The 26,110-nt window shown below is 71.9% G+C and carries 26 protein-coding genes; 12 read left to right on the forward strand and 14 right to left on the reverse strand.

The genetic code is table 11. The features are described 5' to 3' along the window. Nucleotides 1-66 precede the first annotated feature (66 nt). A complete protein-coding gene (gene soxR, locus ABEA10_RS07055) occupies nucleotides 67-537 on the forward strand; it encodes a redox-sensitive transcriptional activator SoxR (protein WP_345458893.1) in 471 nt (156 codons plus the stop codon). A gap of 91 nt (nucleotides 538-628) precedes the next feature. Here the strand turns inward: soxR and ABEA10_RS07060 are convergent, their stop codons facing one another. Beyond that, nucleotides 629-1,258 carry a TetR/AcrR family transcriptional regulator gene (locus ABEA10_RS07060; RefSeq protein ID WP_345458895.1) on the reverse strand — a complete coding sequence of 210 codons (630 nt, stop codon included), beginning with the start codon at nucleotides 1,256-1,258 and terminating at the stop codon, nucleotides 629-631. Between ABEA10_RS07060 and ABEA10_RS07065 the strand changes: the two genes are divergently transcribed. After that, entirely contained in the window at nucleotides 1,230-2,735 is a 1,506-nt protein-coding gene (locus ABEA10_RS07065) for an FAD-dependent monooxygenase (protein WP_345458897.1), read from the forward strand. The two genes, ABEA10_RS07060 and ABEA10_RS07065, sit on opposite strands and share 29 nt — an antisense overlap. Here ABEA10_RS07065 and ABEA10_RS07070 read toward each other — a convergent pair. Beyond that, complete coding sequence (locus ABEA10_RS07070; RefSeq protein ID WP_345458899.1) at nucleotides 2,683-3,066, reverse strand: DUF1707 SHOCT-like domain-containing protein; 384 nt, start codon at nucleotides 3,064-3,066, stop codon at nucleotides 2,683-2,685. The two genes, ABEA10_RS07065 and ABEA10_RS07070, sit on opposite strands and share 53 nt — an antisense overlap. Nucleotides 3,067-3,234: 168 nt before the next feature. Between ABEA10_RS07070 and ABEA10_RS07075 the strand changes: the two genes are divergently transcribed. Next, complete coding sequence (locus ABEA10_RS07075) at nucleotides 3,235-3,402, forward strand: hypothetical protein (protein ID WP_329243512.1); 168 nt, start codon at nucleotides 3,235-3,237, stop codon at nucleotides 3,400-3,402. A 138-nt stretch (nucleotides 3,403-3,540) separates the two neighbouring features. Continuing rightward, nucleotides 3,541-4,128 carry a class I SAM-dependent methyltransferase gene (locus ABEA10_RS07080; RefSeq protein ID WP_345458902.1) on the forward strand — a complete coding sequence of 196 codons (588 nt, stop codon included), beginning with the start codon at nucleotides 3,541-3,543 and terminating at the stop codon, nucleotides 4,126-4,128. On the opposite strand, the gene ABEA10_RS07085 is transcribed toward ABEA10_RS07080, so the two are convergent. Then, nucleotides 4,052-5,089, reverse strand: coding sequence for a zinc-dependent alcohol dehydrogenase family protein (locus ABEA10_RS07085; RefSeq protein ID WP_345458904.1), 1,038 nt, complete (start codon nucleotides 5,087-5,089; stop codon nucleotides 4,052-4,054). The genes ABEA10_RS07080 and ABEA10_RS07085 overlap by 77 nt on opposite strands. An 84-nt stretch (nucleotides 5,090-5,173) precedes the next feature. Here ABEA10_RS07085 and ABEA10_RS07090 point away from each other — a divergent pair, with 84 nt between their 5' ends. Beyond that, nucleotides 5,174-5,890: a DUF2625 family protein gene (locus tag ABEA10_RS07090; protein ID WP_345458906.1), complete on the forward strand. Its 717-nt coding sequence runs from the start codon at nucleotides 5,174-5,176 to the stop codon at nucleotides 5,888-5,890. 14 nt (nucleotides 5,891-5,904) lie between these two features. On the opposite strand, the gene ABEA10_RS07095 is transcribed toward ABEA10_RS07090, so the two are convergent. Beyond that, entirely contained in the window at nucleotides 5,905-8,142 is a 2,238-nt protein-coding gene (locus tag ABEA10_RS07095; RefSeq protein ID WP_345458908.1) for an ATP-binding SpoIIE family protein phosphatase, read from the reverse strand. Between the two features lie 78 nt (nucleotides 8,143-8,220). After that, nucleotides 8,221-8,925, reverse strand: coding sequence for an iron-dependent transcriptional repressor DtxR (locus ABEA10_RS07100; RefSeq protein ID WP_329243525.1), 705 nt, complete (start codon nucleotides 8,923-8,925; stop codon nucleotides 8,221-8,223). Between the two features lie 162 nt (nucleotides 8,926-9,087). On the opposite strand from ABEA10_RS07100, the gene ABEA10_RS07105 reads away from it, so the two are divergent. Continuing rightward, the gene (locus tag ABEA10_RS07105) at nucleotides 9,088-9,735 is read left to right on the forward strand and encodes a UdgX family uracil-DNA binding protein (RefSeq protein ID WP_345458911.1); all 648 of its coding nucleotides are present in this window, start codon (nucleotides 9,088-9,090) and stop codon (nucleotides 9,733-9,735) included. 30 nt (nucleotides 9,736-9,765) lie between these two features. Here the strand turns inward: ABEA10_RS07105 and ABEA10_RS07110 are convergent, their stop codons facing one another. After that, nucleotides 9,766-11,109 carry an MFS transporter gene (locus tag ABEA10_RS07110; protein WP_345458914.1) on the reverse strand — a complete coding sequence of 448 codons (1,344 nt, stop codon included), beginning with the start codon at nucleotides 11,107-11,109 and terminating at the stop codon, nucleotides 9,766-9,768. Further along, entirely contained in the window at nucleotides 11,106-11,759 is a 654-nt protein-coding gene (pdxH, locus tag ABEA10_RS07115) for a pyridoxamine 5'-phosphate oxidase (RefSeq protein WP_345458916.1), read from the reverse strand. Before pdxH ends, ABEA10_RS07110 begins: the two co-directional genes overlap by 4 nt. Nucleotides 11,760-11,935: 176 nt before the next feature. On the opposite strand from pdxH, the gene ABEA10_RS07120 reads away from it, so the two are divergent. The 3 genes from ABEA10_RS07120 (at nucleotide 11,936) to serC (ending at nucleotide 14,640) form a co-directional block, all read left to right on the forward strand. Further along, complete coding sequence (locus tag ABEA10_RS07120) at nucleotides 11,936-13,042, forward strand: citrate synthase 2 (protein ID WP_345458918.1); 1,107 nt, start codon at nucleotides 11,936-11,938, stop codon at nucleotides 13,040-13,042. A 140-nt stretch (nucleotides 13,043-13,182) separates the two neighbouring features. Beyond that, the gene (locus tag ABEA10_RS07125) at nucleotides 13,183-13,497 is read left to right on the forward strand and encodes a hypothetical protein (protein ID WP_345458920.1); all 315 of its coding nucleotides are present in this window, start codon (nucleotides 13,183-13,185) and stop codon (nucleotides 13,495-13,497) included. Nucleotides 13,498-13,530: 33 nt separating this feature from the next. Next, entirely contained in the window at nucleotides 13,531-14,640 is a 1,110-nt protein-coding gene (serC, locus tag ABEA10_RS07130) for a phosphoserine transaminase (RefSeq protein WP_345458922.1), read from the forward strand. A gap of 100 nt (nucleotides 14,641-14,740) precedes the next feature. Here the strand turns inward: serC and ABEA10_RS07135 are convergent, their stop codons facing one another. From ABEA10_RS07135 to ABEA10_RS07145, 3 genes are all read right to left on the reverse strand, one after another. Further along, nucleotides 14,741-16,666 (reverse strand): YqeB family protein, encoded by a 1,926-nt coding sequence (locus ABEA10_RS07135; protein WP_345458924.1) that lies wholly within the window; start codon nucleotides 16,664-16,666, stop codon nucleotides 14,741-14,743. Nucleotides 16,667-16,700: 34 nt separating this feature from the next. Beyond that, the gene (locus ABEA10_RS07140) at nucleotides 16,701-17,702 is read right to left on the reverse strand and encodes a hypothetical protein (RefSeq protein WP_345458926.1); all 1,002 of its coding nucleotides are present in this window, start codon (nucleotides 17,700-17,702) and stop codon (nucleotides 16,701-16,703) included. Nucleotides 17,703-17,883: 181 nt separating this feature from the next. Next, nucleotides 17,884-18,459, reverse strand: a complete 576-nt coding sequence (locus tag ABEA10_RS07145) for a Uma2 family endonuclease (protein WP_345458929.1) — start codon at nucleotides 18,457-18,459, stop codon at nucleotides 17,884-17,886. 128 nt (nucleotides 18,460-18,587) lie between these two features. On the opposite strand from ABEA10_RS07145, the gene recD2 reads away from it, so the two are divergent. Together recD2 and ABEA10_RS07155 are read left to right on the forward strand one after the other, a co-directional pair. Then, the gene (gene recD2 / locus ABEA10_RS07150) at nucleotides 18,588-20,846 is read left to right on the forward strand and encodes an SF1B family DNA helicase RecD2 (protein ID WP_345458931.1); all 2,259 of its coding nucleotides are present in this window, start codon (nucleotides 18,588-18,590) and stop codon (nucleotides 20,844-20,846) included. A 104-nt stretch (nucleotides 20,847-20,950) separates the two neighbouring features. Next, nucleotides 20,951-21,784 (forward strand): phosphoribosylaminoimidazolesuccinocarboxamide synthase, encoded by an 834-nt coding sequence (locus ABEA10_RS07155; RefSeq protein WP_329243552.1) that lies wholly within the window; start codon nucleotides 20,951-20,953, stop codon nucleotides 21,782-21,784. Here the strand turns inward: ABEA10_RS07155 and thpR are convergent. From thpR to ABEA10_RS07175, 4 genes are all read right to left on the reverse strand, one after another. Then, complete coding sequence (gene thpR, locus ABEA10_RS07160; protein WP_345458935.1) at nucleotides 21,759-22,313, reverse strand: RNA 2',3'-cyclic phosphodiesterase; 555 nt, start codon at nucleotides 22,311-22,313, stop codon at nucleotides 21,759-21,761. The genes ABEA10_RS07155 and thpR overlap by 26 nt on opposite strands. Nucleotides 22,314-22,325: 12 nt before the next feature. Next, complete coding sequence (locus tag ABEA10_RS07165) at nucleotides 22,326-23,648, reverse strand: MFS transporter (protein ID WP_425550881.1); 1,323 nt, start codon at nucleotides 23,646-23,648, stop codon at nucleotides 22,326-22,328. Further along, a complete protein-coding gene (locus tag ABEA10_RS07170; RefSeq protein WP_329263038.1) occupies nucleotides 23,555-23,995 on the reverse strand; it encodes a MarR family winged helix-turn-helix transcriptional regulator in 441 nt (146 codons plus the stop codon). The genes ABEA10_RS07165 and ABEA10_RS07170 overlap by 94 nt, the downstream gene beginning before the upstream one ends. A 314-nt stretch (nucleotides 23,996-24,309) precedes the next feature. Then, the gene (locus tag ABEA10_RS07175) at nucleotides 24,310-24,903 is read right to left on the reverse strand and encodes a TetR/AcrR family transcriptional regulator (RefSeq protein ID WP_345458937.1); all 594 of its coding nucleotides are present in this window, start codon (nucleotides 24,901-24,903) and stop codon (nucleotides 24,310-24,312) included. A gap of 117 nt (nucleotides 24,904-25,020) precedes the next feature. Here ABEA10_RS07175 and ABEA10_RS07180 point away from each other — a divergent pair, with 117 nt between their 5' ends. After that, complete coding sequence (locus ABEA10_RS07180; protein WP_345458939.1) at nucleotides 25,021-26,070, forward strand: zinc-binding alcohol dehydrogenase family protein; 1,050 nt, start codon at nucleotides 25,021-25,023, stop codon at nucleotides 26,068-26,070. Nucleotides 26,071-26,110 lie beyond the last annotated feature (40 nt).

Genomic DNA, 26,110 nt, shown 5'->3' on the forward strand with positions numbered 1-26,110 from the left:
TCTCCCGTCCGTGGCAACCTCGACCAATGCTGAGCTTTGGAGCTCGAACTCTTTAGAGTGTGCGCCATGGACAACCCACCGCCGGACGCACAGGAGCTCACCGTCGGCCAGGTGGCCGCCCGCAGCGGCGTGGCCGTGTCCGCCCTGCACTTCTACGAGAGGAAGGGCCTGATCCACAGCCGGCGTACGGCGGGCAACCAGCGCCGTTACCCGCGCGACGTGCTCCGGCGGGTGGCGTTCATCCGGGTGTCGCAGCGCGTGGGCATCCCGCTGAGCGACATCCGGGCCGCGCTCGCCGAGCTGCCGGAGGGCCGCACGCCCACGCCACGCGACTGGGCCCGGCTGTCGGCCGCCTGGCGCGGCGAGCTGGACGCCCGGATCGCGCAGCTCCAGCGGCTCCGCGACGACCTGACCGGGTGCATCGGCTGCGGATGTTTGTCCCTGCGCCACTGCCGGCTGTCCAACCCGTACGACCGGCTCGGCGCCGAGGGCCCCGGCCCCCGCCGCCTGCTCACCGACGGGCCACCGGCCCCCTGAGAGAGATCCCCGCCGCGCCTGGGGTTCCGGGCGGCCTCTCAGAGACTGCCGGGGAACCCCATGCCCTGCCGCGCGGCGGCCAGGCGGCGGCTCAGCGCCGTGCCGGCAGATGCGCGGCCAGACCGTCCAGGACGCGTTCCAGCCCCGCCTCGAACGCCCGTTCCTGGCGGTCGGCGGCGTGCGGGGTCTCCGCCTCGATGATCACTCTGCTGAAACGCGGGTAGAGGCCGCTGTTCACGATCGCCGGGCCGTATTCGCCCTGCTGTTCCATCCACTGCTCGTGGCTCAGCCCGGACCGCCGCGCCGCCTCCTGATCGCCCAGCTCCCCGAGCACGCGGCCGAGCACGAACGCCGACAGCGTGCCGAGGCCGGCCAGCATCTCGTCGGTGCTCAGGTCCATGCCGTCGAACACGGACAGGCACAGTTCCGTCCACCACAGGCTGTTGGGGCCGTGGTTCGAGCGGCCCGAGGACAGCGCCGGCAGCCACGGGTGCCGAAGCGCCGTCTCCCGGAGCAGGCGCGCGATGGTGCGTAGGTCGGCCCGCCAGTCGCCCGTGAGCACCGTGCCACGCAGCTCCCCCATCACCTCGTCGACCATCAGCTCCAGCACGTCGTCCTTTTTGGCGACATAGCGGTACAGCGAGGTCGTTCCGGTGCCGAGCCGGGCCGCGATCCGCCGCATCGACACGGCGGTGAGCCCCTCCTCGTCGGCGATCGCCACCCCGGCGACCGCCACGTCCCGCCGGCTGTGGGTGGGCTTCGGCCCGCGCGTCCCGTTCAACACGCCGACGGCGCACGCGCTGCACCTGCGCGGTCTGCTGCCCGCCGTCGCCAAGGCCGCCATCATGTGGATCGGCGCGATCCCCCAGAACCCGTCCGAGCCGCCGAGCGGCGAGCCGGGCGAGCGTCCGGAGATCTTCGTGGGCCACTTCGCCGGGATCGGCATCCGCGCCGACCGCCTGAAGCCGCCGGGTCCCGGCGACGAGTTCCTCGGCGCCGGCGTGATCAGCCAGGCCGACCTGGAGGCGATCTTCGAGGAGCGGGCGTCGGCGCTGGGCGCCCGGCTGCGCCGGGGCGTGGCGCTGACCGGGTTCGACACCGATGCCGACACCGTCACCGTGCACACCGGACACGGCGACGTGCGGGCGGCGTGGCTGGTGGGCGCCGACGGCGGGCGCAGCACCGTGCGCGGGCTCGCCGGGTTCGACTTCCCCGGGGTCGACCCGGTCTTCACCGGACGCCAGGCGGTCGTGGACCTCGATGCGCCGGAGAAGCTCACCGCGGGCGGATGGCAGGCGGGCGAGCACGGCTCCTACTCGTTCGGCGGCTGGGCCGACGGCGATGGCCCACCCCGCGTGCACACCGTCGAGCCCGGCGCCCCGCCCGCCGACCGCGACGCACCGGTCACGGCCGAGGAGATGCAGGCCGGCCTGCGCCGGGTCAGCGGCACCGATGTGCGGGTCACCCGTGTGCACGTCGCCACGCGGTACGCCGACACGACCCGGCAGGCCACCACGTACCTGCGAGGGCGGGTGCTGCTGTGCGGGGACGCGGCGCACGTGCACTCCCCCGCGGGCGGGCAGGGCATGAACCTGGGCATCGGCGACGCGGTCAACCTCGGGTGGAAGCTCGCACTGGTCGCACACGGCGCGGCACCGGACTCGCTGCTCGACACCTACACGGCCGAGCGTCACCCGATCGGCGCGTGGGTGCAGAGGTGGAGTATGGCGCAGACCGCGCTGAGCACGGCGCGGGGGCCGCGCGCGGACGCGCTGCGCGAAGTGATGGCCGACCTGCTCGACACGCCCGACGGGGCCACGCACGTGGTGTCGATGATCGGTGGCGGCCGGCAGCGCTACGACCTGCCCGGCGATCACCCGCTGCTCGGCCGCCGGGTGCCCGACCTGCCGCTCGACGACGGGACCACGCTGGCCGAACACTTCCGCGACGGCCGGGCGGTGCTGCTCGACGTGGGCACGGGCGCCGCCGCGGTGGCCGGGGCGTGGGGCGACCGGGTCACGGTGGTGACCGCACGGCCGGCCGCGTTCCCCGATCAGCCGTTGGCCGCGCTGGTCCGCCCGGACGGCTACGTCGCGTGGGTCGCACCGGACGGAGCCGATACCGGCGGCCTCCGCGCGGCGCTCGTCACCTGGCTCGGTGCGCCCGCGGGATCCGCCGGCCGCCGTGCGCGCGCTTGACCGCGACGAGGACGATCAGCCAGACGGGGAAGGCGAAGTCGAAGTGGCCGGCCACCGCGACTCCGATCAGGATCACGGTCGCGACCGCGGCCGTGCCCGCCAGCGCGATCCATCGCATCCGCGCCGCCGACCAGGCGGCCTCGCGCGGCTCGGGCGCCACCGGCAGGTCCGCGGTCAGCACGCGCAGGTCGCCGATGGTCTTGGCCGAGGTCGCCGCCGTGCTCCGCTCGTCGAACTCCTCCATGGTGAGCCGCCCCTGCGCGTAGTGCTCGCGCAGCAGGTCCACGACCTCGTCACGGTCCCGGTCGGCGGCCCGAAGCGTGTCGTTCATGTCCTCGATTCAACCGCCCGCGCGCGGCGGCGTCATCGGCGCTCGGGTGGGATGTCCTCCACCCTGAGGTGGAGGGGCTCCGGCGAACGCCGAGATCCGCTGAGATCCACTGAGATCGCGGGAAACGGCTACGCTTGTACGGGCATAGCGCACCAGAGGAGAGAGCCGTTGAGTGGTCTCGTCACGCTGGCACTGCTGGCGATCCTGGGAGCGTTCATCGTCACCCGGATCATGCGGCGCATCGGCCTGAGCATGTCGCGTAACAGCACGTTCGGCTTCATGTTCGCGTTCGTCGTGCTCGTACTGATGCTCTGGGGTCAGTCCTTCCGCAAGTGATCCGCTCGAACTCCCGGCGCGCCGGACGCGTCATACCCGATGCCAGGCCCCGGTACCGTCCATGGGAGGCGACGATCCGTGCTCCACTCCAGGTCACAGGCGCATACGACGACTACGGCCTGTCACCTGCGTCGTCTCGTGAACTTCGCCGAACCCCGCCGCGACGACGTCTGCCTCGACGTCTCCGGCTCCTCCGGCCTGGCCTCGGCGATCCGGCCGTGGGTGGGCGAGCTCACCAGTGCCGCCGCGGGGGCGCTGCCGTCCGGAACCTTCACGCTGGTCGTCGCGCCGCTCGGGCACGTCCGCGGTGACGACCAGGTCGGCCTGGTCCACGACCTGCTCCGGGTCTGCGGCGGCCGCGTGGTGCTCGCCGACCTCGTCCGTACGCGCGCGGGCGACGGCGACCGCATCGAGCGGCTGCGGGACCCGGCGCGCAGCCGGATGCGCACCTTCCGTGAGCTGCTCGACGTGGTCGAACGCGCCGGTGGCCGGACCCGCAGGATGGACGTGTTCACCGTCGAGCGTCCGATCGAGCCCTGGCTCGCCGAGGCGCACGACCCCGACCGCATCCGCCGGGAGCTCACCGACGAGCTCGACGGCGGCCCGCCCACCGGCGCGCGCCCGCGGCTGATCGGCGCCGAGATGTGGTTCACCCAGTCGTGGGCGTACTTCGCGGTGGAGCCGACGGGTCGTCCAGGCCGGGTACGAGGACGGCCGCGCCGTTGACGCGGTCGCCGGCCAGGTCCGCCAGCGCCTGGTCGGCCCGGTCGAGGGCGTACGGCGTGACGGCCACCTTCAGCCCCAGCCGGCCGGCGAGCCGGAGGAACTCCTCGCCGTCCGCGCGGGTGTTGGACGTCACGCTGCACAGCTGCCGCTCCTGGAACAGGTCGGCCTGGTAGTCGAGTACGGGCACGTCCGTGAGGTGGATGCCGGCGATCGCGAGCGTGCCGCCGCGGTCGAGACGCCGCAGGGCGGCCGGCACCAGCTCCCCGGCCGGCGCGAAGATGATCGCCGAGTCGAGCGGCTCGGGAGTGGGGTCGAAGGAGTCCTGCGCCGTGTCCGCGCCGAGCCGCAGTGCCAGCTCACGCGCCGCCTTCGCGCGGGTGAACACGTGGACCCTGGCGCCCTCGGCGAGCGCGATCTGCACGGCGAGGTGCGCCGATCCGCCGAACCCCCAGATGCCGAGGCTCCCGCCCGGCGGGAGCGCGGAGCGCCGGAGCGCCCGGTACCCGATGATCCCCGCGCACAGCAGGGGCGCGACCTCGATGTCCGGCCGGTCGCCGGGCAGCGCGTAGACGTAGGCCTCGGGCGCGACGGCGTACTCGGCGTACCCGCCGTCGGCGTCCCAGCCGGTGTAGAGCGAAGAAGGGCAGAGGTTCTCCGCGCCGCGACGGCAGTAGGCGCACATGCCACAGGTGTGGCGCAGCCACGCGACGCCGACCCGGTCGCCCGGCGCGAACCGGTGCCCCTGCCGCACCACCTCACCGACGATCTCGTGTCCGGGCGTGACCCGGGGCAGGTGCGGCACCAGGTCGCCCTCGGCCACGTGCAGGTCCGTACGGCACACTCCGCAGGCGCGCACCCGGACCAGCACCTCCTCCGGCCCCGGTTCGGGGATCTCGCGCGTCACGGCCTCGATCGGCCCGGTCTCGATCGGACCGGGCCGGGTGACCTCCCATGCCAGCACGCCTTCAGCGTACGACCCGCCACCCCGGACCCCCGGAAGCACACGGGCGAACCCGCGCACCGTACGTGATGGCAGGATGCCCGGATGCGAGAGCTCAACGAACTGATCGGCGTCGACGATCCCGCCTGGCCCGCGCTACGGAAGGAGTTCGCCGGTGCGTCCGTGCCCGTCGAGGTACTGTCCGGCGATGCCGACCGGGGACGAGCGTGCCTGCTCCAGCTTCAAGTCAGCGCGGCGTCGTTCCTCGGCGCGCTGGTGCTGCACTCCGGCGGTCTGCTGCTGGACCACGGGTGGCTGCGCGTCTACGGCGGAGGCTGCCGTGATCTGCCGGGGCTGGCCGCGGTCAACCACTTCCCCGCCGGCTTCGATCCCGCATGGCGCCCACTCGACGGCCTGGTCATCGGCCATGACGCTCTCGGTGGCGTGTTCGCCCTGAACGGCCACGACCCTGCCGCCGCCGGCCGCCCCGGTGCGCCGGGGCAGGTGGTGTACTTCGCGCCGGACTCTCTGGGGTGGGAACCCCTGGAGATCGGCTACGCGACCTGGGTGACCTGGCTGTTGTCGGGCGGCCTCGACCAGTTCTACGACGGCCTCCGGTGGCCCGGCTGGCAGACCGAGTCGGCCGGCTTGGGGCCCGGGCAGGGCATCGCGGTCTATCCGTTCCTCTGGTCGGAGGAGGCCCGTGCCGACCTGGCGGCCACCACGAGACACCCCGTCTCCCTGCGGGAGCTGCTCGGCATCAGCGCCGACTCCTGCCGGCAACTCGGCCTGCGCGACCCGGGGTTCCTCGGCGCCGTGTGAATGACGCGCCGCGGTCAGTGCTTCAGCGGGATCTCGAACCACACGGCCTTGCCGTCGCTGGTGGGGCGTGAGCCCCAGCGGGCGGCGAGCTGGTCGACGAGGTACAGGCCGCGGCCGCCCTCGTCGGTCTCGCCCGCGCTGCGAATGCGGGGCAGGCGCATGTCCTTGTCGAGGACCTCGACCCACACCGAGCGCTCGCCGCGGCGCAGCCGGAGCGTGAACTCCTTGGTCGGCGGCTCGGGCCGGCCGAGGTCGGGGAGCTTCTCCCACGGGTCGTCGAAGCCCGCCGGGCCGTCGAGGCCCAGCGCGCCCTCCAGGACCAGCTCCCGGCGCGGGGTCGGCGTGTTGGCGGCGTGCAGGACGACGTTGGTGACGACCTCGGAGACCAGCAGGCAGGCGAGTTCGGCCTGTTCGTCCAGCATCCCCCAGTTGGCGAACGTCTCGGCGGCCATGCGCCGGGCCTCGGAGACCATGATGGGCTCGGCCTGGAAGGTGCGCTGCTCGACCTGGAGCCGGACCGGGTTGGTGCGGACGACCACGATCGCGACGTCGTCGTCGATGTCGCCGGGCACGGCCTCGAACGCCGCGTTGGCGATCGCCTCGACGTCCTTGCGGTCGGCCCGGCGTACGGACTCGCGCAGCATCTCGCGGGCCTGCTCGCGGGTGTAGTGCTCGCCGTCGTCCTTCGGCCGTCGCTCGATCAGCCCGTCGGTGTAGAGCACGAGCGTGGTGCCGGGAGGCAGCTCGCGCGTCTCCTCCTCGTACAGGATCTCGCCGCCGAGGCCGGGCTCGCGCACGCCGAGCATGGCGCCCTTGCCGACCGCCTCCATGTCGATGACCTCGCCGTCGATCAGCAGCAGCGGCGGCTCGTGCCCGGCGTTGGCGAAGGACAGGATGCGCGACCAGGCGTCGTAGACGAAGTAGGTGCACGACACGAGCGGGTGGCGCCGCTCCGACGCGTCGGCCGGCTCCCGGTAACCGCCGGGGCCGACCATCGTGCGGACCCATTCGTCCAGCTTCATCAGGATGTCGGCCGGCGGCTTGTCGTCCTGGGCGAAGGCGCGCAGCGCGGCGCGGAGCTGCCCCATCACGGCGGCGGCGCGGGCGCCACGGCCCTCCACGTCGCCGATGACCAGGCCGACCCGGCCCGCCGACAGCGGGATGACGTCGTACCAGTCGCCGCCGACCTGGGTCTGGATGCCCTGGCCGTGCGACTCCAGCGGGCGGGCCGGCTCGTAGCGCCAGGCGATCTCCAGCCCGTCGAGATGCGGCGGGCGGTCGCCGGGCAGCAGGTTCTTCTGGAACGCCAGCGCCGTCTCGCGCTCCTCCTCGAACAGCATGGCGTTGTCGATGGCGAGCGCGACCCGGCTGGCGATCGCGCCGACCAGGTCGCGGTCGAAGCCGTCGTAGTGCGGGTCGGGCCGCCGGCTGATGCCCGAGAGGGCCAGGCTCATCACGCCGAGCACCTCGCCGCGGGCGAGCAGCGGCGCCGCGATCACCGACGTGATGCCCAGGTCGTCGCCGAGCTGCTTGCTCGCGGCGCTGGGCGCCGTCATCCGCTCGGCCACGACGTCCTCGACGACGACCGCGTCGCGGCGCGCGAGGGCCTTGGCGCAGAAGTGGCCCGGCGGGTAGACGACCGTCTCACCGACCTCGGCCCACGTGCCCGGCGGCGGCGTCCAGTCGCCGCCGTGCCGCGAGACACGGCGGATGAGCTTCTCGCCGCCGTACAGGTCGATGAAGCAGTGGTCGGCGAACTGCGGGACGAGGGTGTCGGCGACCCGGCGCAGGGTCTGCTGGAGCTCCAGCGACGCGGCCAGCCGCTCACCGATGCGCTCGAGCAGGCCGTAGCGGTCCTGGTCGCGCTGGTTGCTGCGCAGCGCCTCGCGGGCGAAGATCACGATGCCCTCGACGGAGCCGGAGGGGTGCCGCAGGGGCACGGCGTACGCACGCGTGTAGACGGTGCTGCCGTCCGCCCGCAGGTTGCAGAACGTGCCCTCCCAGACCGCGCCCTTCAGGACGTGACGGGCCAACTCCCTGGCCTGGTCGTGGTCCTCCTCGGCGATGCCGAGCGACAGGATCGACCGGCCGATGTACTCCGAGCCGCCGAAGCCCAGCAGCGTCTCGGTGAAGGCGTTGCAGTAGATGACGTTGCTGTACCGGTCGCAGACGATGACCGCCATGTCCGCCTGGCCGAGCACGGTCTCGGGCGGCAGCAGCGGGTCCACGGGTGGTTCACCCCAGCGCATCATACGCCCGCCACCTCGCCATTGCCGTCCCCTTCCCTGTTGAACGACGGACGACGGCCCCGGATACGTGGATCGGGCAACTCAGCGCTTGGAGACGAAGACGTGGGAGGCGATGCGGCTGGGAAGCTCGGCCGAGGGGCTTTCGGAATCATCGTCGCGCGTCACCCTGACACCGTCGTCGCCTGCGGCAAGCGTCACCTCACGTCCCGGTTGTATCCCGACCTGCTTGAGTCTAAGCATGAGTGCGGTGTCGCTCTGGACCTGCTCGCTGATGCGCCGGACGACGACGGGGGTGCCGGCGGCGGTCGCGACGTCGGTCATGAGGGCGAGGGGTTCGCTCGGGGCCGGCTCGGGTACGTCGGCGCCGAGTTCGTTCAGGCCGGGAATCGGGTTGCCGTGCGGGCACGTCGAGGGGTCTCCGAGCAGGGCGACCAGCCGCCGCTCGACGGACTCGGACATGACGTGCTCCCAGCGGCAGGCCTCGACGTGGACCTCTTCCCACGGGAGGCCGATGACGTTGACGAGGAGGCATTCGGCGAGCCGATGCTTACGCATGACCCGGACCGCAAGGGAACGGCCGGTTTCGGTCAGGTCGAGATGCCGATCACCCTCTACTCTCACCAGCCCGTCACGCTCCATGCGCGCCACCGTCTGGCTCACCGTCGGGCCGCTCTGCGACAACCGCTCGGCGATTCGGGCACGAAGCGGCACGATGCCTTCCTCTTCGAGCTCGAAGATCGTCCGGAGATACATCTCCGTGGTGTCGATCAAGCCGTGTGCGGTCAAGGTTTCCTCCAGTTCGCTCCTGATGCTACGGCCGATCGCGACTCTGCGGGGAGCAGGCGACGGCAAGAGCGATCCTTATCTGTTCATATACCCGAACGTGAACCGGCGATGTGGTCTTCCCGCCAGTGAGAAGAGCGTTCTTGACGATAGATTGGATCTGTCATGCCACGTTTCGAGGGGGCGGGACGCTGGGTCCCGCGGGGAGCCGGGCTCGACGGCCTGCGCCACGCCGCGCAGGACTGCCAGGGCTGCGACCTCTACGAGAACGCCACGCAGACCGTCTTCAGCTCCGGATCGGCGTCGGCACGGGTCGTCCTGATCGGCGAGCAGCCCGGCGACCAGGAGGACCGCCAGGGCGCCCCGTTCGTCGGCCCGGCCGGGAAACTGCTGGACAAGGCGCTGGTCGAGGCCGGGATCGACCGCTCCGACGCGTACGTCACGAACGCCGTCAAGCACTTCCGGTTCAAGCAGGAGGGGCCGGGCAAGCGGCGCATCCACCAGACGCCGGACGCGGCCCAGATGACGGCCTGCCGCCCGTGGCTCGCCGCGGAGCTGCACATCATCGACCCCGACGTCATCGTGCTGCTCGGCGCGACCGCGGCCAAGGCGCTGCTCGGCCCGTCGTTCCGCGTCACCCGCCAGCGCGGCCAGCTCATCCCCCGGCCGCCCATCGACGACGAGACCTCCCGGCAGAACGCCTGCTACGTCGCGACCGTGCACCCGTCGGCGGTGCTGCGGGCCGACGACCGCGACGCCGCGTACGCCGGGCTGGTCTCCGATCTCAAGGTCGCCGCCGAGGTGCTGGGCTGACCTGACGGCCGCGACTCGGCGGACGGCCGGCTACGGCCGCTCGTCCGCCGACGCGCGTACGGCGGTGTAGCGGCGGAACGACGGCACCGCGAGCCCGGTGACGACCACCAGGCCCGCGCACACCAGGCCTCCCCCGGTCCACGACGCCGTCGCCCCGGCGATCGAGGCGGTGACGCCGGCGCGCAGGTCGCCGAGGCGCGGCCCGCCCGCCACGACGACGGTGAACACCCCCTGCAGGCGCCCGCGCATCTCGTCCGGGGCGTAGGTCTGCAGGATCGTCTGCCGGAACACCGCGGAGACCAGGTCGGCGGCGCCGCCGACGGCCAGCAGCAGCACCGCGAGCCACAGCGAGCCCGCCAGGCCCGAGGCCGCCACGGCCAGACCCCACACCACGATGACCGCGATGAGGGCGACGCCCTGCCGCTGGATCCGGCCGATCCACCCGGACACCAGCCCGCCGATCACGGCGCCGATGGCGATCGCCGCGACGAGCCAGCCGACCGCCTCCTCACCGCCGAAGCGCGTCTCCGCGACCTCGGGGAACAGGGCACGGGGCATTGCGACGCCCATCGCGATGATGTCCACGACGAACGACATCATCAGCACCGGCCGGGTGAGCAGGAAGCGCAGCCCCTCCACGACCGAGCGCAGCCCGGGCCGCCGGATCTCACCGCCGATCGGCGGCAGCGCGGGCAGCCGCACCGCGGCGTACAGGCCGACGGTGAACAGCACCGCGTCGATCCCGTACGCGACCGCGTACCCGCCGTGCCCGATCACCACGCCCGCCAGCACCGGGCCGATGAACGTGGCCACCTGCGAGGCGGTGAAGTTCAGCGTGTTGGCGGCGGGCACGAGCCGGACCGGGAGCAGGCGCGGGATCACGGCGCCGCGGGTGGGCGAGCTGACCGCGAAGCCGACGGCCTGGACCACGACCAGCCCGATGATCAGTGCCACGCTCCCGACGTGCAGGAACGACTGCGCCAGCAGGCCGAGCGTGGCCGCCCAGGTCACGAGCGAGGCCATGATCAGCAGCTTGCGGCGGTCCATCATGTCCGCGACCGCCCCGCCCCACAGGCCGAAGACGATGAGCGGCACCAGGTTGGCGGGTCCGAGCAGGCCCACCCACAACGAGGACTTGGTCAGGTCATAGACCTGGACCGAGATCGCCACGGAGGTGAGCTGGAAGCCGGTGAAGGACACCGCCTGCCCGATCCACAGCCGCCGGAAGGCCGGCTCGCCGAGCGGGCGGGTGTCGATGGCGGCCCGCCGCGCCAGGTTCCGGGCACGCCGGGACCACGAGGGAGGCGTGTCGTCGGGTGCTTCGGGTGAGGCCGTCGCCGGGCTGCGGGGGCATGACTGGGGGTCAGCGCTCAAGGGCTCAGTCTCTCCAACACCCATTTGTCCGGTTCGTGCACGTCGGGACGACGGTATCGCAGGCGGTCGTGCATCCGGTTCGGCCGCCCCTGCCAGAACTCCACGCTCACCGGCACCACGCGGTAGCCGCCCCAGAAGTCCGGCAGCGGCACCTCGCCCGGCCAGCGGCGGGCCAGCTCGGCGTACCGGCTCTCCAGCTCCTCGCGGCTCACCACCGCGGACTGGTGCTCGCTCGCCCACGCCCCGAGCTGGGAGCCGTGCGGACGCGTGTGGAAGTAGGCCGCGGACTCCTCACGGGACAGCCGCTCGGCGGTGCCCTCGACGATCACCTGCCGGTGTATCGGGTGCCAGGGGAAGACCAGTGACACACGGGGGTTCTCGGCGATCGTCCGCGCCTTGCGCGATCCATGGTTCGTGAAGAAGCGAAAATCTTCTGGGCCGTACCCCTTCAGCAAGACCGTGCGGGCGCTGGGCGTACCGTCGGCGGTGGCCGTGGAGAGGATCATGGCGTTGGGCTCGGACAACTCGGCCGCGACGGCGTCGGCGAACCAGACGTCGAACTGGCTCAGCGGGTCGGCGGCGAGGTCACGCTCGTCCAGCCGGGCATCCTTGTAGGACTTCCGGAGGTCGGCGGGGTCGGTTCGCTCCACGACAGGACATCCTCTCGCGTCGCCCTGGGGGCGACACGGCAGGGTTCCCGCATAGAGTTGCTGGAAACGAAAAAATTGCGCATATCACACCCCCCCGGGTACTGAGCAGCGTGCAAGAAGAGGTTCAATTATCAGTCGGGTCTGTACACCACAGGGGACGAAAGGCAGGACAGAACATGTCCGACTTCAAACCCGGCCTCGAGGGCGTCGTCGCCTTCGAGACTGAGATCGCCGAACCGGACAAGGAGGGCGGTGCTCTCCGATACCGGGGCGTCGACATCGAAGATCTCGTTGGCCACGTCTCCTTCGGTGACGCATGGGGTCTGCTGGTGGACAACAGCTTCGACCCCGGACTGGCGCCCGCCGAGCCGTACGTGCTCCCGGTCCACTCCGGTGACGTGCGGGTCGACGTCCAGAGCGCCCTGCCCATGATCGCGCCGTCCTACGGCATGCGCCCGCTGCTGGACATCAGCGACGAGCAGGCCCGCGAGGACCTGGCCCGCTCGTCGGTGACCGCGCTGTCGTTCGTGGCGCAGAGCGCCCGCGGCCTCGGCCTGCCGATGGTCCCCCAGGAGCGGATCAACGAGGCCCGCACCATCACCGAGCGGTTCATGGTGCGCTGGCGCGGCGAGCCGGATCCCAAGCACGTCAAGGCGATCGACGCCTATTGGGTGTCGGCCGCCGAGCACGGCATGAACGCCTCCACCTTCACCGCCCGCGTCATCGCCTCCACCGGGGCCGACGTCGCGGCCTCGATGTCGGGCGCGATCGGCGCGATGTCGGGTCCGCTCCACGGTGGCGCGCCCGCCCGTGTCCTGCCGATGATCGAGAAGGTCGAGCAGATCGGCGACGCCCGCAAGGTCGTGACCGACATCCTCGACCACCACGAGCGGCTCATGGGCTTCGGGCACCGCGTCTACCGCGCCGAGGACCCGCGTGCCCGCGTGCTGCGCCGCACCGCCAAGGAGCTGGGCGCGGCCCGCTACGACGCGGCCAAGGCGCTGGAGGACGCCGCGCTGGCGGAGCTGCGCGAGCGCCGTCCGGACCGTCCGATCGAGACGAACGTGGAGTTCTGGGCCGCGGTCATCCTCGACTTCGCCGAAGTGCCGCCGCACATGATGCCGGCCATGTTCACGTGCGCCCGCACGGCGGGCTGGGCCGCGCACATCCTGGAGCAGAAGCGCACCGGCCGCCTCGTACGGCCCAGCGCCCGCTACGTCGGCCCGGCGGCTCGTTCGGTGTCCGACGTGGACGGCTCCGCCGAGCTCACCACCAAGGTCTAGAGACTGTTGGGAAGCCCTCGCCCCGCGCAGCAGGGCATGGGGCTCCCCAACAGTCTCTGAGCACAGGCGACACGCACGGCCCGCGGATGCCCCGGCACCGCGGGCCGTACGCATCCCTTCCCTCCGCCACCATGGGAACCATGTACACCGGCCCACGCGATGAGGAACCCGACGAGCGCGACGCCGCCCTGCTCCGGGAGGAACGCGAGCGCGAAGAACGCCGCACGCGCCGCGACCGCGCCTCTCGTGTGGTCGTCGCCTGGGTGATGGCCGCCGCGCTCGCGCTGCTGTCCTACGACTCCGGCGCCGCGGCGGTCGACGCCCGGCAGGACGGCCGGCCCTGGCGGTACCCGGCGTGCGTGTCGCTGATCTGCCTGCTGGGGCTGCTGTGGCTGGCGGTACGCACGGTGCGGCGACGACGTCGTGACCGGGTCTCACATCGCGGACCGGGCTGAGACCGGCCGGGTCGCTTGATTAGGCTTCGTCAGGTGACCGACATCGTGATCCCAGACAGCCTCAAGCCCGCGGACGGCCGATTCGGCTCAGGCCCGTCGAAGGTCCGTCAGGAACAGCTGGCCGCGCTCGCCGCGTCCGGCGCGACCTATCTCGGCACGTCCCACCGGCAGAAGCCGGTCAAGTCGATCGTCGCCCGGGTCCGCGAGGGCCTGGCGGAGCTGTTCGCGCTGCCGGACGGCTACGAGGTGCTGCTGTCCAACGGCGGCACGACGGCGTTCTGGGACGCCGCGGCGTTCGGTCTCGTGCGCGAGAGGTCCCAGCACGTGGTGTTCGGGGAGTTCTCCTCCAAGTTCGCCAAGGTCGTCGCGAAGGCGCCGTGGCTGTCGGACCCGTCGGTGATCGAGTCCGCGCCGGGCACGCACGCGCTGCCGGCCGCCGAGGACGGCGTCGACGTCTACGGCCTCACGCACAACGAGACCTCCACCGGCGTGGCGATGCCCATCGAGCGGCCCGCCGGGGCCGATGGCCTCGTCCTCGTGGACGCCACCAGCGGCGCCGCCGGCCTGCCCGTCGACGTCGCCCAGACCGACGTCTACTACTTCGCGCCGCAGAAGGGCTTCGCCTCCGACGGCGGCCTGTGGCTGGCCCTGGCCTCACCGGCGGCGCTGGCCCGCATCGAGGAGATCGCTGCGTCCGGACGCTACGTCCCGGACTTCTACGACCTGAAGGTCGTGGTGGACAACTCGCGCAAGGACCAGACCTACAACACCCCGGCCGTGGCGACGCTCATGCTCATGGCCCAGCAGATCGACTGGTTCCTCGCCCAGGGCGGCCTGTCCTGGTCGACCGGCCGCTGCGCCGACTCCGCCCAGCGGCTCTACACCTGGGCCGACAAGACCTCCTACACCACGCCGTTCGTGACCGACCCGGCCCAGCGCTCCCAGGTCGTGGGCACGATCGACTTCGAGGGCGTGGACGCCGCCGAGGTCGCCAAGGTGCTGCGCGCCAACGGCATCGTCGACACCGAGCCCTACCGCAAACTGGGCCGCAACCAGTTGCGCATCGCAATGTACCCCGCCATCGACCCAGCCGACGTGGAGGCCCTGACGGCGTGCATCGACCACGTCGTAGAGCGCCTGTGAGAAGCCGAAGCGGCCTGTGAGGGGCCGGCGAAGCGGCTGAGGGGGCCCTTCACCTCGCCAGGGCGAGGTGAAGGGCCCCCTCACACCACTCGGGACGGGATCACAGCTCCGGGGGTGGGGCGGCGCCGTGGCCGGCGTCGGGCGGGCCCCAGGGGAGGCCGTGGCGCTCGCAGGCGCGGCGTAGCTCGGTCAGGTCCGGCGGGAAGGACACGCGGCGCAGCACCCGGCCCGCCGGGCTCCACACGACCAGGCGCGGCGCCTCCGCCTCGTCGATGCCCACGCCGCCCAGCGCCTGCCGGGTGACGCTCCACTCCGTACGGCCGAGGCGCGTCACCGAGGAGATCCCCGAGGCCGAGACGCGCAGCTGCGGGCGGTTGCGGTCGTACAGCCACGCGCCCGCGAGGCCGAGGACCAGCCCGATCGGCGCCGCCCACGCCAGCGCCGGCCAGAACCCGCCGAGGTCGGCGCGCAGCCACAGCGAGCCCAGCACCGCGACCAGCTCGCACAGCGTCGCGGTCACGGCGTATGCGAGCGCGCGCGTGCGGGTCGGGACGTCGAGCCGGGCCTCGGGCAGGGCCTTCTTCGGCTTCTCCTTCGCCGGTTCGGCGGTCTCCAGGCGGGTCATCGAGCCGTAGAAGGCGGCGTTGACGTACGCGTCGTACTCGGCGTCGGTGATCGGGAGCTGCACGCGCCGTGCCGCGTCGCGCAGGTCGGTGCGGGAGATCCGCAGCATCGACAGCGGCGCCGCGAGGAACTCGTCGCCCTCGTCGTCGTACATCCGCAGCCAGGCGTGCCCGTCGACGGTGAGCAGCTCCATCCCGCCGATGCGGTCGCGCGGCATGCGCAGGATGACGTCGCCGGCGCCGTCTGCCCAGCCGATGCCGTCGTCGTCGACGACCAGGCGTCCGCCGGGGACGCGGGAGAAGATCTCCGGCAGCCCCGCCAGGCCGTACTCCGAGGGCCTCGGGACGGCCTGGTCGGGCGTGACGACGTGGTAGCCGCGCTCGTCCAGCGCGTGGGTGAGCTGGAAGGCGTCCAGGCCGTGTGCGGGCAGCCGGGCGAGCACCTCGAGCCGGTGGCCGAACAGCGTGACCACGGTCTGGTCGGCGGCGGGCCGCCCCGAGACCGGGTCGATGGCCGTGCCGGGACCGACGACCGCGGCGGCCACCGCGCCGCCCCGCACCCGCCACTCGCCCACCGTCGCGTGCCGGATGCGCAGCTCCGAGGGCATGATGGTCCAGCTGAGCGGCGCGCTCCGCAGCCGGCGGCGGCGGGCGGCCATCATCGCCACACCGCCCACGAGCGCCCACAGGCCGCCCATCAGCCGTCCGGCGATCTCCACGCCGCCCTCCAGGGCGATCCGGGTCACCATCGTCAGCGAGAGCAGCGCGACGAGGACGCCGAGAGCGGTCGTGCGCCGTCGGCCGGTTGTGGCCGTGGCGAGGTGTCCGGTGTCGGTGCGAGTGGCGGTCCGCGGCTCGTGCGCCACGGCGAGCAGGGCCGCCTCCTGGTCGCGCAGCCGCTGCTCGGCCCGGCGGCCGAGGGCGCGCGGCGCCTCGTCCTCCTGCGGCAGGCCGTCGTCCTCGAAGAGCGACCGGTCGCCGTCGATCACGTGGGTGGTGATGCCGAGGCGCCGTGCGGTGATGTAGAAGCTCAGCAGGTCGAAGCCCATCTCGGCGAGCGGGCCCGCCACGGTGGCGCCGAACCGATGGAAGATCGTCAGAACGCCGTCGTCCGCGGTCACCGCGAACTCCTCGACCCGGCTCAGCTCGTACGCCTCCAGCACCGTGCCGTCGGCGGCGAGGCGCTCGAGGCCGCGTGCGGACAGCCGCCAGCGGCCCGGCCGCCGCTCCCGCAGGCCCAGGAGCCAGGGCAGGGCGTAACAGGCGATCACGGCGGCCAGCCACAGCCCCGGCGGCCGGATCGGCAGCAGTGCGATGACCAGCGAGAGAAGGGCGAAGGGCCCGGCCGCCACCGGACGCAGCCGGCGCGCCGGAGCGCGAAGGCCGATCAACTCGAGGTTCACGAGAACAGATCGTGACATGTCAGCGCCCATCCCGTCATGACCCTCGTCTGCGAGCGAACAGGCCGGCGATCAGCAGAACCACTCCGGCGACCAGCACCAGACTGACCACCGGGAACTTCTTCGAACCGCTGGTAGACCCGCTACTCGCACCGTCCTTTCCCGATGAGTTCGCCGGGGAACCGCTGTTGGTTCGCGCCGGCAGCGCTTTGGCCGGAACCGGCACCTGCCACAGCGGCTGCTTCTGGCCCTCGGAGCTGAGCAACAGCGACCGGCCGTCGGCGGTGAACGTGATGCCCTCGCCCTGTTGCTGGTTCGGGATGGACACGTCCGTGACCTTCTTGCCGGGCGCACTGTAGATCTCCGCACCCCAGTAGCCGCGGATCACGAACGTCCGGCCGTCGGGCGCGAACGCGCCGTCGGTCGCGTAGAACGGCGCGTCGCCGACCTTGTGCATGATGTTGTAGCCGCTCGTGCTGAGGTGCTTGGGGCCCTCGTACAGGGAGTCGCTGAACGCCTTGCTCGCGATGTACAGCCGCCCCGTACGCGGGTTGATCATCATGGTCTCGGCGTTGCGCGGGCCGTCGGCGTACTTGATCCGGTACGCCGTGGCGCGCAGCGTCCGGCTGCGCAGCACCGACGGCTCGGGGATCCGGTAGACCGTGACGTACGGCCAGGCACCGTCCATGTTGTCGCCGATGTCGCCGACGTAGATCCCGTTCGGCCCGAGCGCGATCGCCTCCCAGTCGCGGTTGCGCGCGCCGGCGAGCGTCAGCGTGGCCCGCGTGCGGCAGTCCGGGCCCAGGGCGTAGATCTGCGTCGGCCCGTCGGAGTCGTTGAAGGTGTAGACGATGCCGGGGTGGCGCCGGCTGGCGGCCAGGCCGCTGGACTCGCCGATGCGCGGGTCCTTGATCGTGCAGAGCTTCTTCGGCTCGTCGTCGTCGGCGCGCGCGGTGCCGGGGATCACGGTCGCCGCGACGGTCAGGAGGGCGGCAAGGATCCTGATCACGGCTCGCGGCGACATGCTCTGGGTCTTCACCGCTCCCCGGGCGCGCGAAGCCTGGCGCGGGCGACTCAATGGAGAATCGTACCGACGACCACGGCGGACAGAAGGACCGCCAGGACGGCCGGCAACAACCATCGCGGAGCACGGTTCACGCCATGAGCCTATGCGGTCCCCCGCTCCACCGAGTCCCGGGTACTCCGCCGCGTACGGGCGATCAGCCGCGCCGTGGCCTCGTCAGCCGCCCAGGATCGATCTCGACGGGGAACGGCCGGGTGAGCTCGATGAGCTCGCGAGACGAGACGACCTGCTTGTACTCGGTGCCGACCAGCTCGAACACGGTCAGCTTAGAAGCGGGTGTCAGTTCGAGAACCCAGTAGTGCCGGATTCCGGCATCGGCGTACGCGCTGAGCTTCTCACCGAAATCACGGCGGGCACTCTGACCAGTACCGCTGATCTCCACGACCAGCGCGACGTCGGCCGCCTCGTACTCCTGCGGCTCGCAGTCGAAGGCCTCCCAGGTCACCACCGCAATGTCGGGAACCTTCAGCCAGTCGTCGCGGCGTGCGGTGAAAACCTCCACCTCCGGAAGCACCTCCAGCCCGGCGGCCCTGGCGGGCTCGCGCAAGAGGACGGCGATCTCCAGCAGGGCGGCTTGGTGGGAGGAGGCAGGGCGGGGGCTCACGATCAGGACACCATCGTCAATCTCGTACCGGTTGTGTTCGTCGTCCGGCAACCGATGGAGTTCATCGACGGTCCACGGACCGTGACGCTCCGTCAACGATACTGACACTGCGTGGCCTCCTCTCGTGTTCGCGCAAAGACAGCTTAGTTCTCGTCGCCGCTGTTCGTAGGCGTCATCGGCCAGACCCCCGGCAGGCGGCGGTGCCCGTGCCCGGCGGCTGCGGCACCATGACCGGTGTGAAGGACGGACGATCGGACGGTTCCGCCGGGTTGCGGGAGCTGGAGGCGGTGCTCGAGCGGATCACGTACGCCAACGAGGAGACCGGATACACGATCGCCCGCGTCGCGACCGACCGGACCGGCCCCGACCTGCTGACCGTCGTCGGTCCGCTCCTCGGCGCGCAGATCGGCGAGAGCCTGCGGCTCACCGGGCGCTGGACCACGCATCCGAAGTACGGCCGTCAGTTCGAGGTCCGCTCGTACACCACCGTCCTGCCCGCGACCGTCCAGGGCATCCGCCGCTATCTGGGATCCGGGCTGATCAAGGGGATCGGGCCGGTCATGGCCGACCGGATGGTCGAGCACTTCGGCACCGACATCCTGCGCGTCATCGAGGAGGAGCCCGCGCGCCTGGTCGAGGTGTACGGGCTGGGCCCCAAGCGCTCGAAGCGGATCGGCGAGGCGTGGGAGGAGCAGAAGGCCATCAAGGAGGTCATGGTCTTCCTGCAGGGCCATGACGTGTCCACCTCGCTCGCCGTGCGCATCTACAAGAAGTACGGCGACCAGTCCATCGAGGTGGTGCGCAAGGACCCGTACCGGCTGGCCGCCGACGTCTGGGGCATCGGGTTCCGCACCGCCGACACCATCGCCCGCGCCCTGGGGATGCCCCACGACGCTCCCGAGCGGATCAAGGCCGGCCTGCGGTACACGCTCTCGCAGGCCGCCGACAACGGGCACTGCTACCTGCCCGAGCCGAACCTCGTCACGGAGGCCGTGAAGATCCTCGAGGTGCCGCGTGAGCTCGTTCCGCCCTGTGTGGACGACGCCGTCGCCGCGGAGGAGGTCGTACGGGAGCGGGTTCCGGTGGGCGACGGTGAGGTGCCCGCCGTCTACCTGCCACCGTTCCACCGCGCCGAACGCTCCCTCGCCGGCGGCCTGCTGGACCTGCTGCGCGCGAAGGAGGACCGCCTCCCCGCGTTCCAGGACGTCGACTGGGATCGGGCGCTCGCCTGGCTCCGCCGCCGCACGGGCGCCGACCTCGCGCCTGAACAGGAGGAGGCGGTGCGCCTGGCGCTGACCTCACGGGTCGCCGTACTCACCGGCGGGCCGGGCTGCGGCAAGAGCTTCACCGTACGGTCCGTGGTCGAGCTGGCCGCCGCGCGGAAGGCCAAGGTGCTGCTGGTCGCGCCGACCGGGCGGGCGGCCAAGCGGCTCGCCGAGCTGACCGGCCACGACGCCGCGACCGTGCACCGGCTGCTCAAACTCCAGCCGGGTGGTGAGCCGGAGTTCGACCGCGACAACCCGCTCGACGCCGATCTGATCGTCGTGGACGAGACCTCGATGGTCGACGTGATCCTCGCGAACAAGCTGGTCAAGGCCGTGCCGCGCGGCGCGCACCTGCTGCTGGTGGGCGACGTCGACCAGCTGCCGTCGGTCGGCGCGGGCGAGGTGCTGCGCGACCTGCTCGCCGCCGATTCGGTGCCCCGGGTCCGGCTCACCAAGATCTTCCGGCAGGCGCAGGAGTCCGGGATCGTGGTCAACGCGCACCGCATCAACGCCGGGCAGCCGCCCCACGTGCGCGGATTCCCCGACTTCTACCTGTTCCCGTGCGAGGACAGTGAGCCCACGGCGGAGCTGACGGTCGACATCGTGGCCCGCCGCATTCCGCGAAAGTTCGGCCTCGACCCGCGACGCGACGTGCAGGTGCTCACCCCGATGCACCGCGGGCCGGCCGGCGCGGGCAACCTCAACGCGCTGTTGCAGGAGGCGCTCACGCCGCACCGCGACGACCGGCCGGAACGCCGCTACGGCGGCCGGGTCTTCCGCGTCGGCGACAAGGTCACCCAGCTACGGAACAACTACGACAAGGGCGCCGCCGGCGTGTTCAACGGCACGGTCGGCGTGGTCACCGCCCTGTCGCTGGAGGAGCAGTCCCTGACCGTACGCACCGACGAGGACGAGAGCGTCCCGTACGACTTCGCCGAACTGGACGAACTGGCCCACGCGTACGCCGTGACCATCCACCGCTCACAGGGCAGCGAGTACCCGGCCGTGGTCATCCCCCTGACGACCAGCTCCTGGATGATGCTCCAGCGAAACCTGCTCTACACCGCGGTGACCCGGGCGAAGAAACTGGTCGTGCTGGCCGGCTCACGCCGCGCCCTGGCCGCAGCCGTCCGCACCGCCGGCACGGGCCGCCGCCACACCTCATTGACCCACCGCATGGAGAGCCGTGCCGAGAGCCGAGAGAACCGTGGCGAGAACCGCGCCGTGTGAGGGGACCGTTCACCAGGCCAGGGGCGGTTGAGGGGACCCCTCACAGGGGCGAGCCCCCCACGGCGGGTACGTTCGGATACGGGTTTCGCACGGTGGAGGGGTACATGGAGCTGGTTCACTCCGGCAAGGTTCGGGACGTTTACGCCGACGGTGACGATCTGATTCTGGTTGCTTCGGATCGGGTGAGCGTCTACGACGTCGTCCTGCCCACCCCGATCCCGGGCAAGGGGGCGATCCTGACCCAGCTTTCGCTGTGGTGGTTCGATCGGCTTGCCGACGTGGTGCCGAACCATGTGATCTCCGAGGACGTGCCGGCGGAGTGGGCCGGACGGGCGATCCGGTGCCGGCGGCTGGAGATGTTCCCGGTCGAGTTCATCGCCCGGGGCTACCTGGCCGGGCTGGGGCTGAAGGAGTACGAGAAGCAGGGCACCGTGTCGGGGGTGCCGCTGCCGCCGGGGCTGGTCGAGGCGTCGCGGCTGCCCGAACCCGTCTTCACCCCGACCACGAAGGCGACGACCGGGCACGATGAGTTCATCACCTTCGACGACGTGGTGCGCGAGATCGGCGCCGAGACCGCCGAGCGCCTGCGCGACCTCACGCTGGAGGTCTACCGGCGCGGCGCGGACCTGGCCCGTGAGCGCGGCGTCATCATCGCCGACACCAAGCTGGAGTTCGGACGCGCCCCGGACGGCACGATCGTGCTCGCCGACGAGGTGCTGACGCCGGACTCCTCCCGGTTCTGGCCGGCCGACGCCTGGGAGCCGGGCCGTGCGCAGCACTCGCTCGACAAGCAGTTCGTCCGCGACTGGTCCTCGTCGGTGGCCGGCTGGGACCGTACGCCTCCGGGCCCGCCGATCCCCGACGACGTCGTGGCGGCCACCCAGGCCCGCTACACCGAGGTCTACGAGCGGATCACCGGCTCGCCCTGGCGTCCCTGAGCGGCCAGCGGCAGAGCGTCTCGTACCGCACCTCGCCGCCGAGGTGACTCTCGACGAGGTGGATCTCTCCGGCCGTCCACGGCGTCCCCTCGTACGCCGCGAGCCCCTCCACGACCGCCCTGAGGTCGCGTGGCGCCCGCGTACGGGCGACGGTGAGGTGCGGGTGGAAGCGGAGGGCGCGGCCGGTGTCGATGCCCTCGCGGCGCCCGGCGGCCCGGCACGAGTCCGCCAGGCGCTGGAGGTCGGTCTGGATGCCGGTCCACAGGGTGCGCGCCGACCGTGCCCTGGGGAACGCCCCCGCGCCCGCGAACGCCAGCTCCCGCCGGGGGTGACGCGCGGCGGCGCGTTCGAGGCGGGGGCGCAGCCGCGCGGCGGTCGGCTCGTCGACCTCGCCGTAGAAGGCCAGCGTCACGTGCCAGGTGTCCCGGCCGGTCCACCGCAGGTGCGGCCAGTCACGGTACGGCGCGAAGGCCGCCGCGATCTCGTCCAGCACGTGTGCCGGCGGGATGAGCGCGACGAAGAGTCTCACTCCATCAGGGTCTCACTCCGTCTCGGCCACACGGGGCCGTAGCGCGTTCAGCGCCGAGCGCGGAGCCATGATCGCCACGACGACCGTCACGGCGGCCAGGGAGACGATGCCGCCGATGATCAGGCCCGAACGCGGCCCGAAGACCTCGGCGAGCCAGCCGAGGAGCGGCGCGCCGATCGGCGAGCTGCCGGCGAAGACCAGCATGTACAGGCCCATCACGCGCCCGCGCATCCAGGACGGCACGCTGAGCTGCATGACGGCGTTCGCGGTCGTGTTGAAGGTCAGCAGCGCGACGCCGGTCGGGATGAGCGCCACGAGGAACAGGATGTACGTCGGCATCGCGCCGCTCACGATCTCCAGCACGCCGAACGCGGCGGCGGCGATGAGCATGAGGCGCATGCGGGGCCGCTTGCGGCGGGCGGACAGCAGCGAGCCGGACACGGCGCCGACCGCGAGCATGGTCGAGGCGAGGCCGAACGAACCGGCGCCGCTGTGGAAGACCTCCCGGCTCATCAGCGCGGTCGTCATCTGGAAGTTCATGCCGAACGCCGCGACGAAGAACAGGACGATCAGCAGCATGACGAGGTCGCGGCGGTCGCGGACGTAGCGCAGGCCCTCACGCAGCTGGCCCTTGGCCCGCGGCACGCGCGGCCGGATGTACAGCTCCTCGTCGCGCATCAGGTAGAGCCCGAGCAGCACGGCCAGGTACGAGGCGGCGTTGACGATGAAGACCGGGCCGGTGCCGATCGCGGCGATCAGCACGCCCGCGATGGCCGGGCCGAGGATGCGGGCCGTGTTGAAGATCGCGCTGTTGAGGGCGATGGCGTTGGACAGGTCGTTGGGTCCGACCATCTCGACCGCGAACGTCTGGCGCGTGGGGTTGTCCACCACGGTCAGCACGCCCAGCCCGAACGCGAGCGCGTACACGTGCCACACCTGCGCGCTGCCGGTGAGCGCGAGGACGCCCAGGACCAGCGCGAGCATCCCCATCGCCAGCTGGGTGATCATGAGGATCCGGCGCTTGGGGAACCGGTCGGCGATCACGCCGCCGTACAGGCCGAACAGCAGCAGCGGCAGGAACTGCAGGCCGGTCGTGATGCCGAGCGCGGTGCCGCTGCCGTGGGTGAGGTTCAGGACCAGCCAGTCCTGGGCCACGCGCTGCATCCACGTGCCGGTGTTGGAGACGACCTGGCCGGCCGAGAACAGCCGGTAGTTGCGGTTGTGGAGGGAGCGGAAAAGGCTCAGCCGTGGCTGAGCCTCTCCAGGATCGGTGCCGCCTGCCGCAGAATGGTCTGCTCCTCCGGCGTCAGCTCCGCGAGTCGCTGCGCCAGCCAGGCCTCCTTGCGCCGGCGCTCCTCCTTCAGCAGCTTGTCGCCCGCCGCCGTCAGACTGAGCACCACCTGCCGCCGGTCGGTCGGGTGCGGGCTGCGGGTCAGCAGGCCGTCCGCCTCCAGCCGCGCGATCGTCCGGGTCATCGAGGGCGGCTGCACCTTTTCGTGCGCGGCGAGCTCGCCAGGGGTGAGGGCGTCGTGCCGGGCCACCGCGCCGAGCGCTCCGATCTGCGTGGCGCTCAAGGAGTGACCGCCCTCGGCGCGCATGCGGCGTGAGAGTCGTGAGATCGAGACGCGCAGGGCCGCCGCCAGGCCCGCACGGCTTCTGGTCTGTGACGTTTGCATGTTCATTAGCTGGAGTCATTACTCTTGCTAACGATATAGGACGATTGTCTATTCCGCCAGTTCGTTAGCGAGACGAAAGACTTCGGCTCTCTCCTTCTCCGTGGGGACGACGGCGCGCTCTCCTGACCGCCGGGCGGGCTCCCGCGCACCACCGGGCCGCCCGACGCCGGCCACCTCGGCCGGACGCGACGGCCCCAGCGCTCGTCACGGCCGGGATGACCTGGTCTGAGACGGGGACAGAGCGGCGTCTCCGCCGCCCCGTCCCCATGGATCAAAGCGTATGTCGGATAGCTCCCGGTTAGTACTCCGACCCGGCCTCGTTACCGTACGGCCGACGCCCCCGCGAGGAAGATGGTGATCGCGTCGTCGATGAGCGCCTCACCCTGGGCCGTCGTGACCCGCCGGGACGTGACGAGCGCCGAGATGCCCTGGGTGGTCGCGGACAGCAGCAGCGTCAGCCGGCTGACGTCGCCCGCGTCGTACGCGCCCGCCTCCACACCCACGTCCATGATGCCGGTCATGGTGGCGAACAGGCGCTCCGCGGCGGTCCGGACCGCCTCCGAGGGGCCGTCCACCTTCGTGGCGAACATGAGATCGAGCAGCGCCGGCTCCCGCACGGCGAACCTCAAATACGCCGAGCCCGCCGCGCGAAGGGAGCGTGCGTGGTCGCCGGGCGCATGTGAGACCGCCTCGCGGATCTCGTCGCCGAGCCGGATGAAGCCGCGTTCGGCCAGCGCGTCGAGCAGCGCGTTCCGATCGATGAAGTGGCTCCGCGGGGCCCCGTGACTGACGCCCGCCTCGCGCGCCAGCTCCCGGAGGGACAGCGCGTCGATCCCACGCTCACGAAGCACCGTCTCCGCCCGGTCGAGCAGGACGGCGCGGAGATTGCCGTGGTGGAAAGGCCGATCGGACACGGCTCCAACGGTACTCCCAAAGTAGACATTGACCAGATTCTAGACGGTGTCTAGTCTGCGGGTGCGGCTCGCGTGATCCGACGACGCGGCCCTCACCCAGCGGAGAGAGACCCGGAGATGACCGAGCAGAACACCGCGCTTTGGCTGCGGAAACGAGGCGCGCCCTTCGAGGTGGGGCCCGCCCCCTACACGCACCCGGCGGCGAACGAGGTCGTCGTGCGAGCACGGGCGGTCGCCGTGAACCCCGTTGATGGCATACCGCGCTTCCTGTACCGCGTGGTCCTGCCCTGGCTCACCTTCCCGGCCGTCGTGGGCTCGGACGTCGCCGGCGAGGTCGTCGAGGTCGGCCCCGGCGTGACGCGGCTGCGCCCGGGCGACCGCGTCCTCGGGCACGCGTTCGGCGTCGAGAAGTCGCAGAACCGCGCGGCGGAGGGCGCCTTCCAGCACTACGTCGTGCTCCTGCAGCACATGGTCTCCCCCATCCCCGACTCGCTGTCCTTCGAGCAGGCGGCCGTGCTGCCGCTGACGCTCTCCACCGCGGCGACCGGCCTGTTCCAGGAGAACCACCTCGGGCTGGCGATGCCCGGCGCCGACCCCGTCGACCGGCCGGAGACGGTGCTCGTGTGGGGCGGTTCGACGAGCGTCGGGAGCAACGCCATCCAACTCGCCCGCAACGCCGGCTACCGGGTCGTGGCGACCGCGTCACCGCGCAACTTCGACTACGTCCGATCGCTGGGCGCGGCCGAGGCGGTCGACCGCCGCAGCCGCACCGCCGTCGAGGAGATCGTGGAGCGGATCGGCGACAGCCCGCTCGCCGGCACGCTCGCGATCGGGACCGGGTCGCTCGCACCGTCGGTCGCGATCGCACACCGGACCACGGGCAGCAGGCGCGTCACGTCGGCGCAACCCGAGCGGGTCACGCGGCTGCGGGGCCCGCGGGCACGGCGACCCGGGGTACGGGTGAGCGGGATCTGGGGCGGCACTCTTAAGGACAACGAGGTCGGGCCGGCGATCTACGTCGACTTCCTCCCGGCCGCGCTCGCCACCGGCGCCTACCGCGCCGCGCCGGACGCGACGGTCGTCGGGGACGGGCTCGCCCGCATCCCCGACGCGCTGCGGCGGCTCCGAGACGGCGTCTCCGCGCAGAAGCTCGTCGTCACGGTCTAGGACCCGCGCAGCGGGGCCGGGCGCCCCGCTGCGCGTTTCG

Source organism: Actinoallomurus oryzae, from assembly GCF_039541955.1.
Classification (GTDB): Bacteria; Actinomycetota; Actinomycetes; order Streptosporangiales; family Streptosporangiaceae; genus Actinoallomurus; species Actinoallomurus oryzae.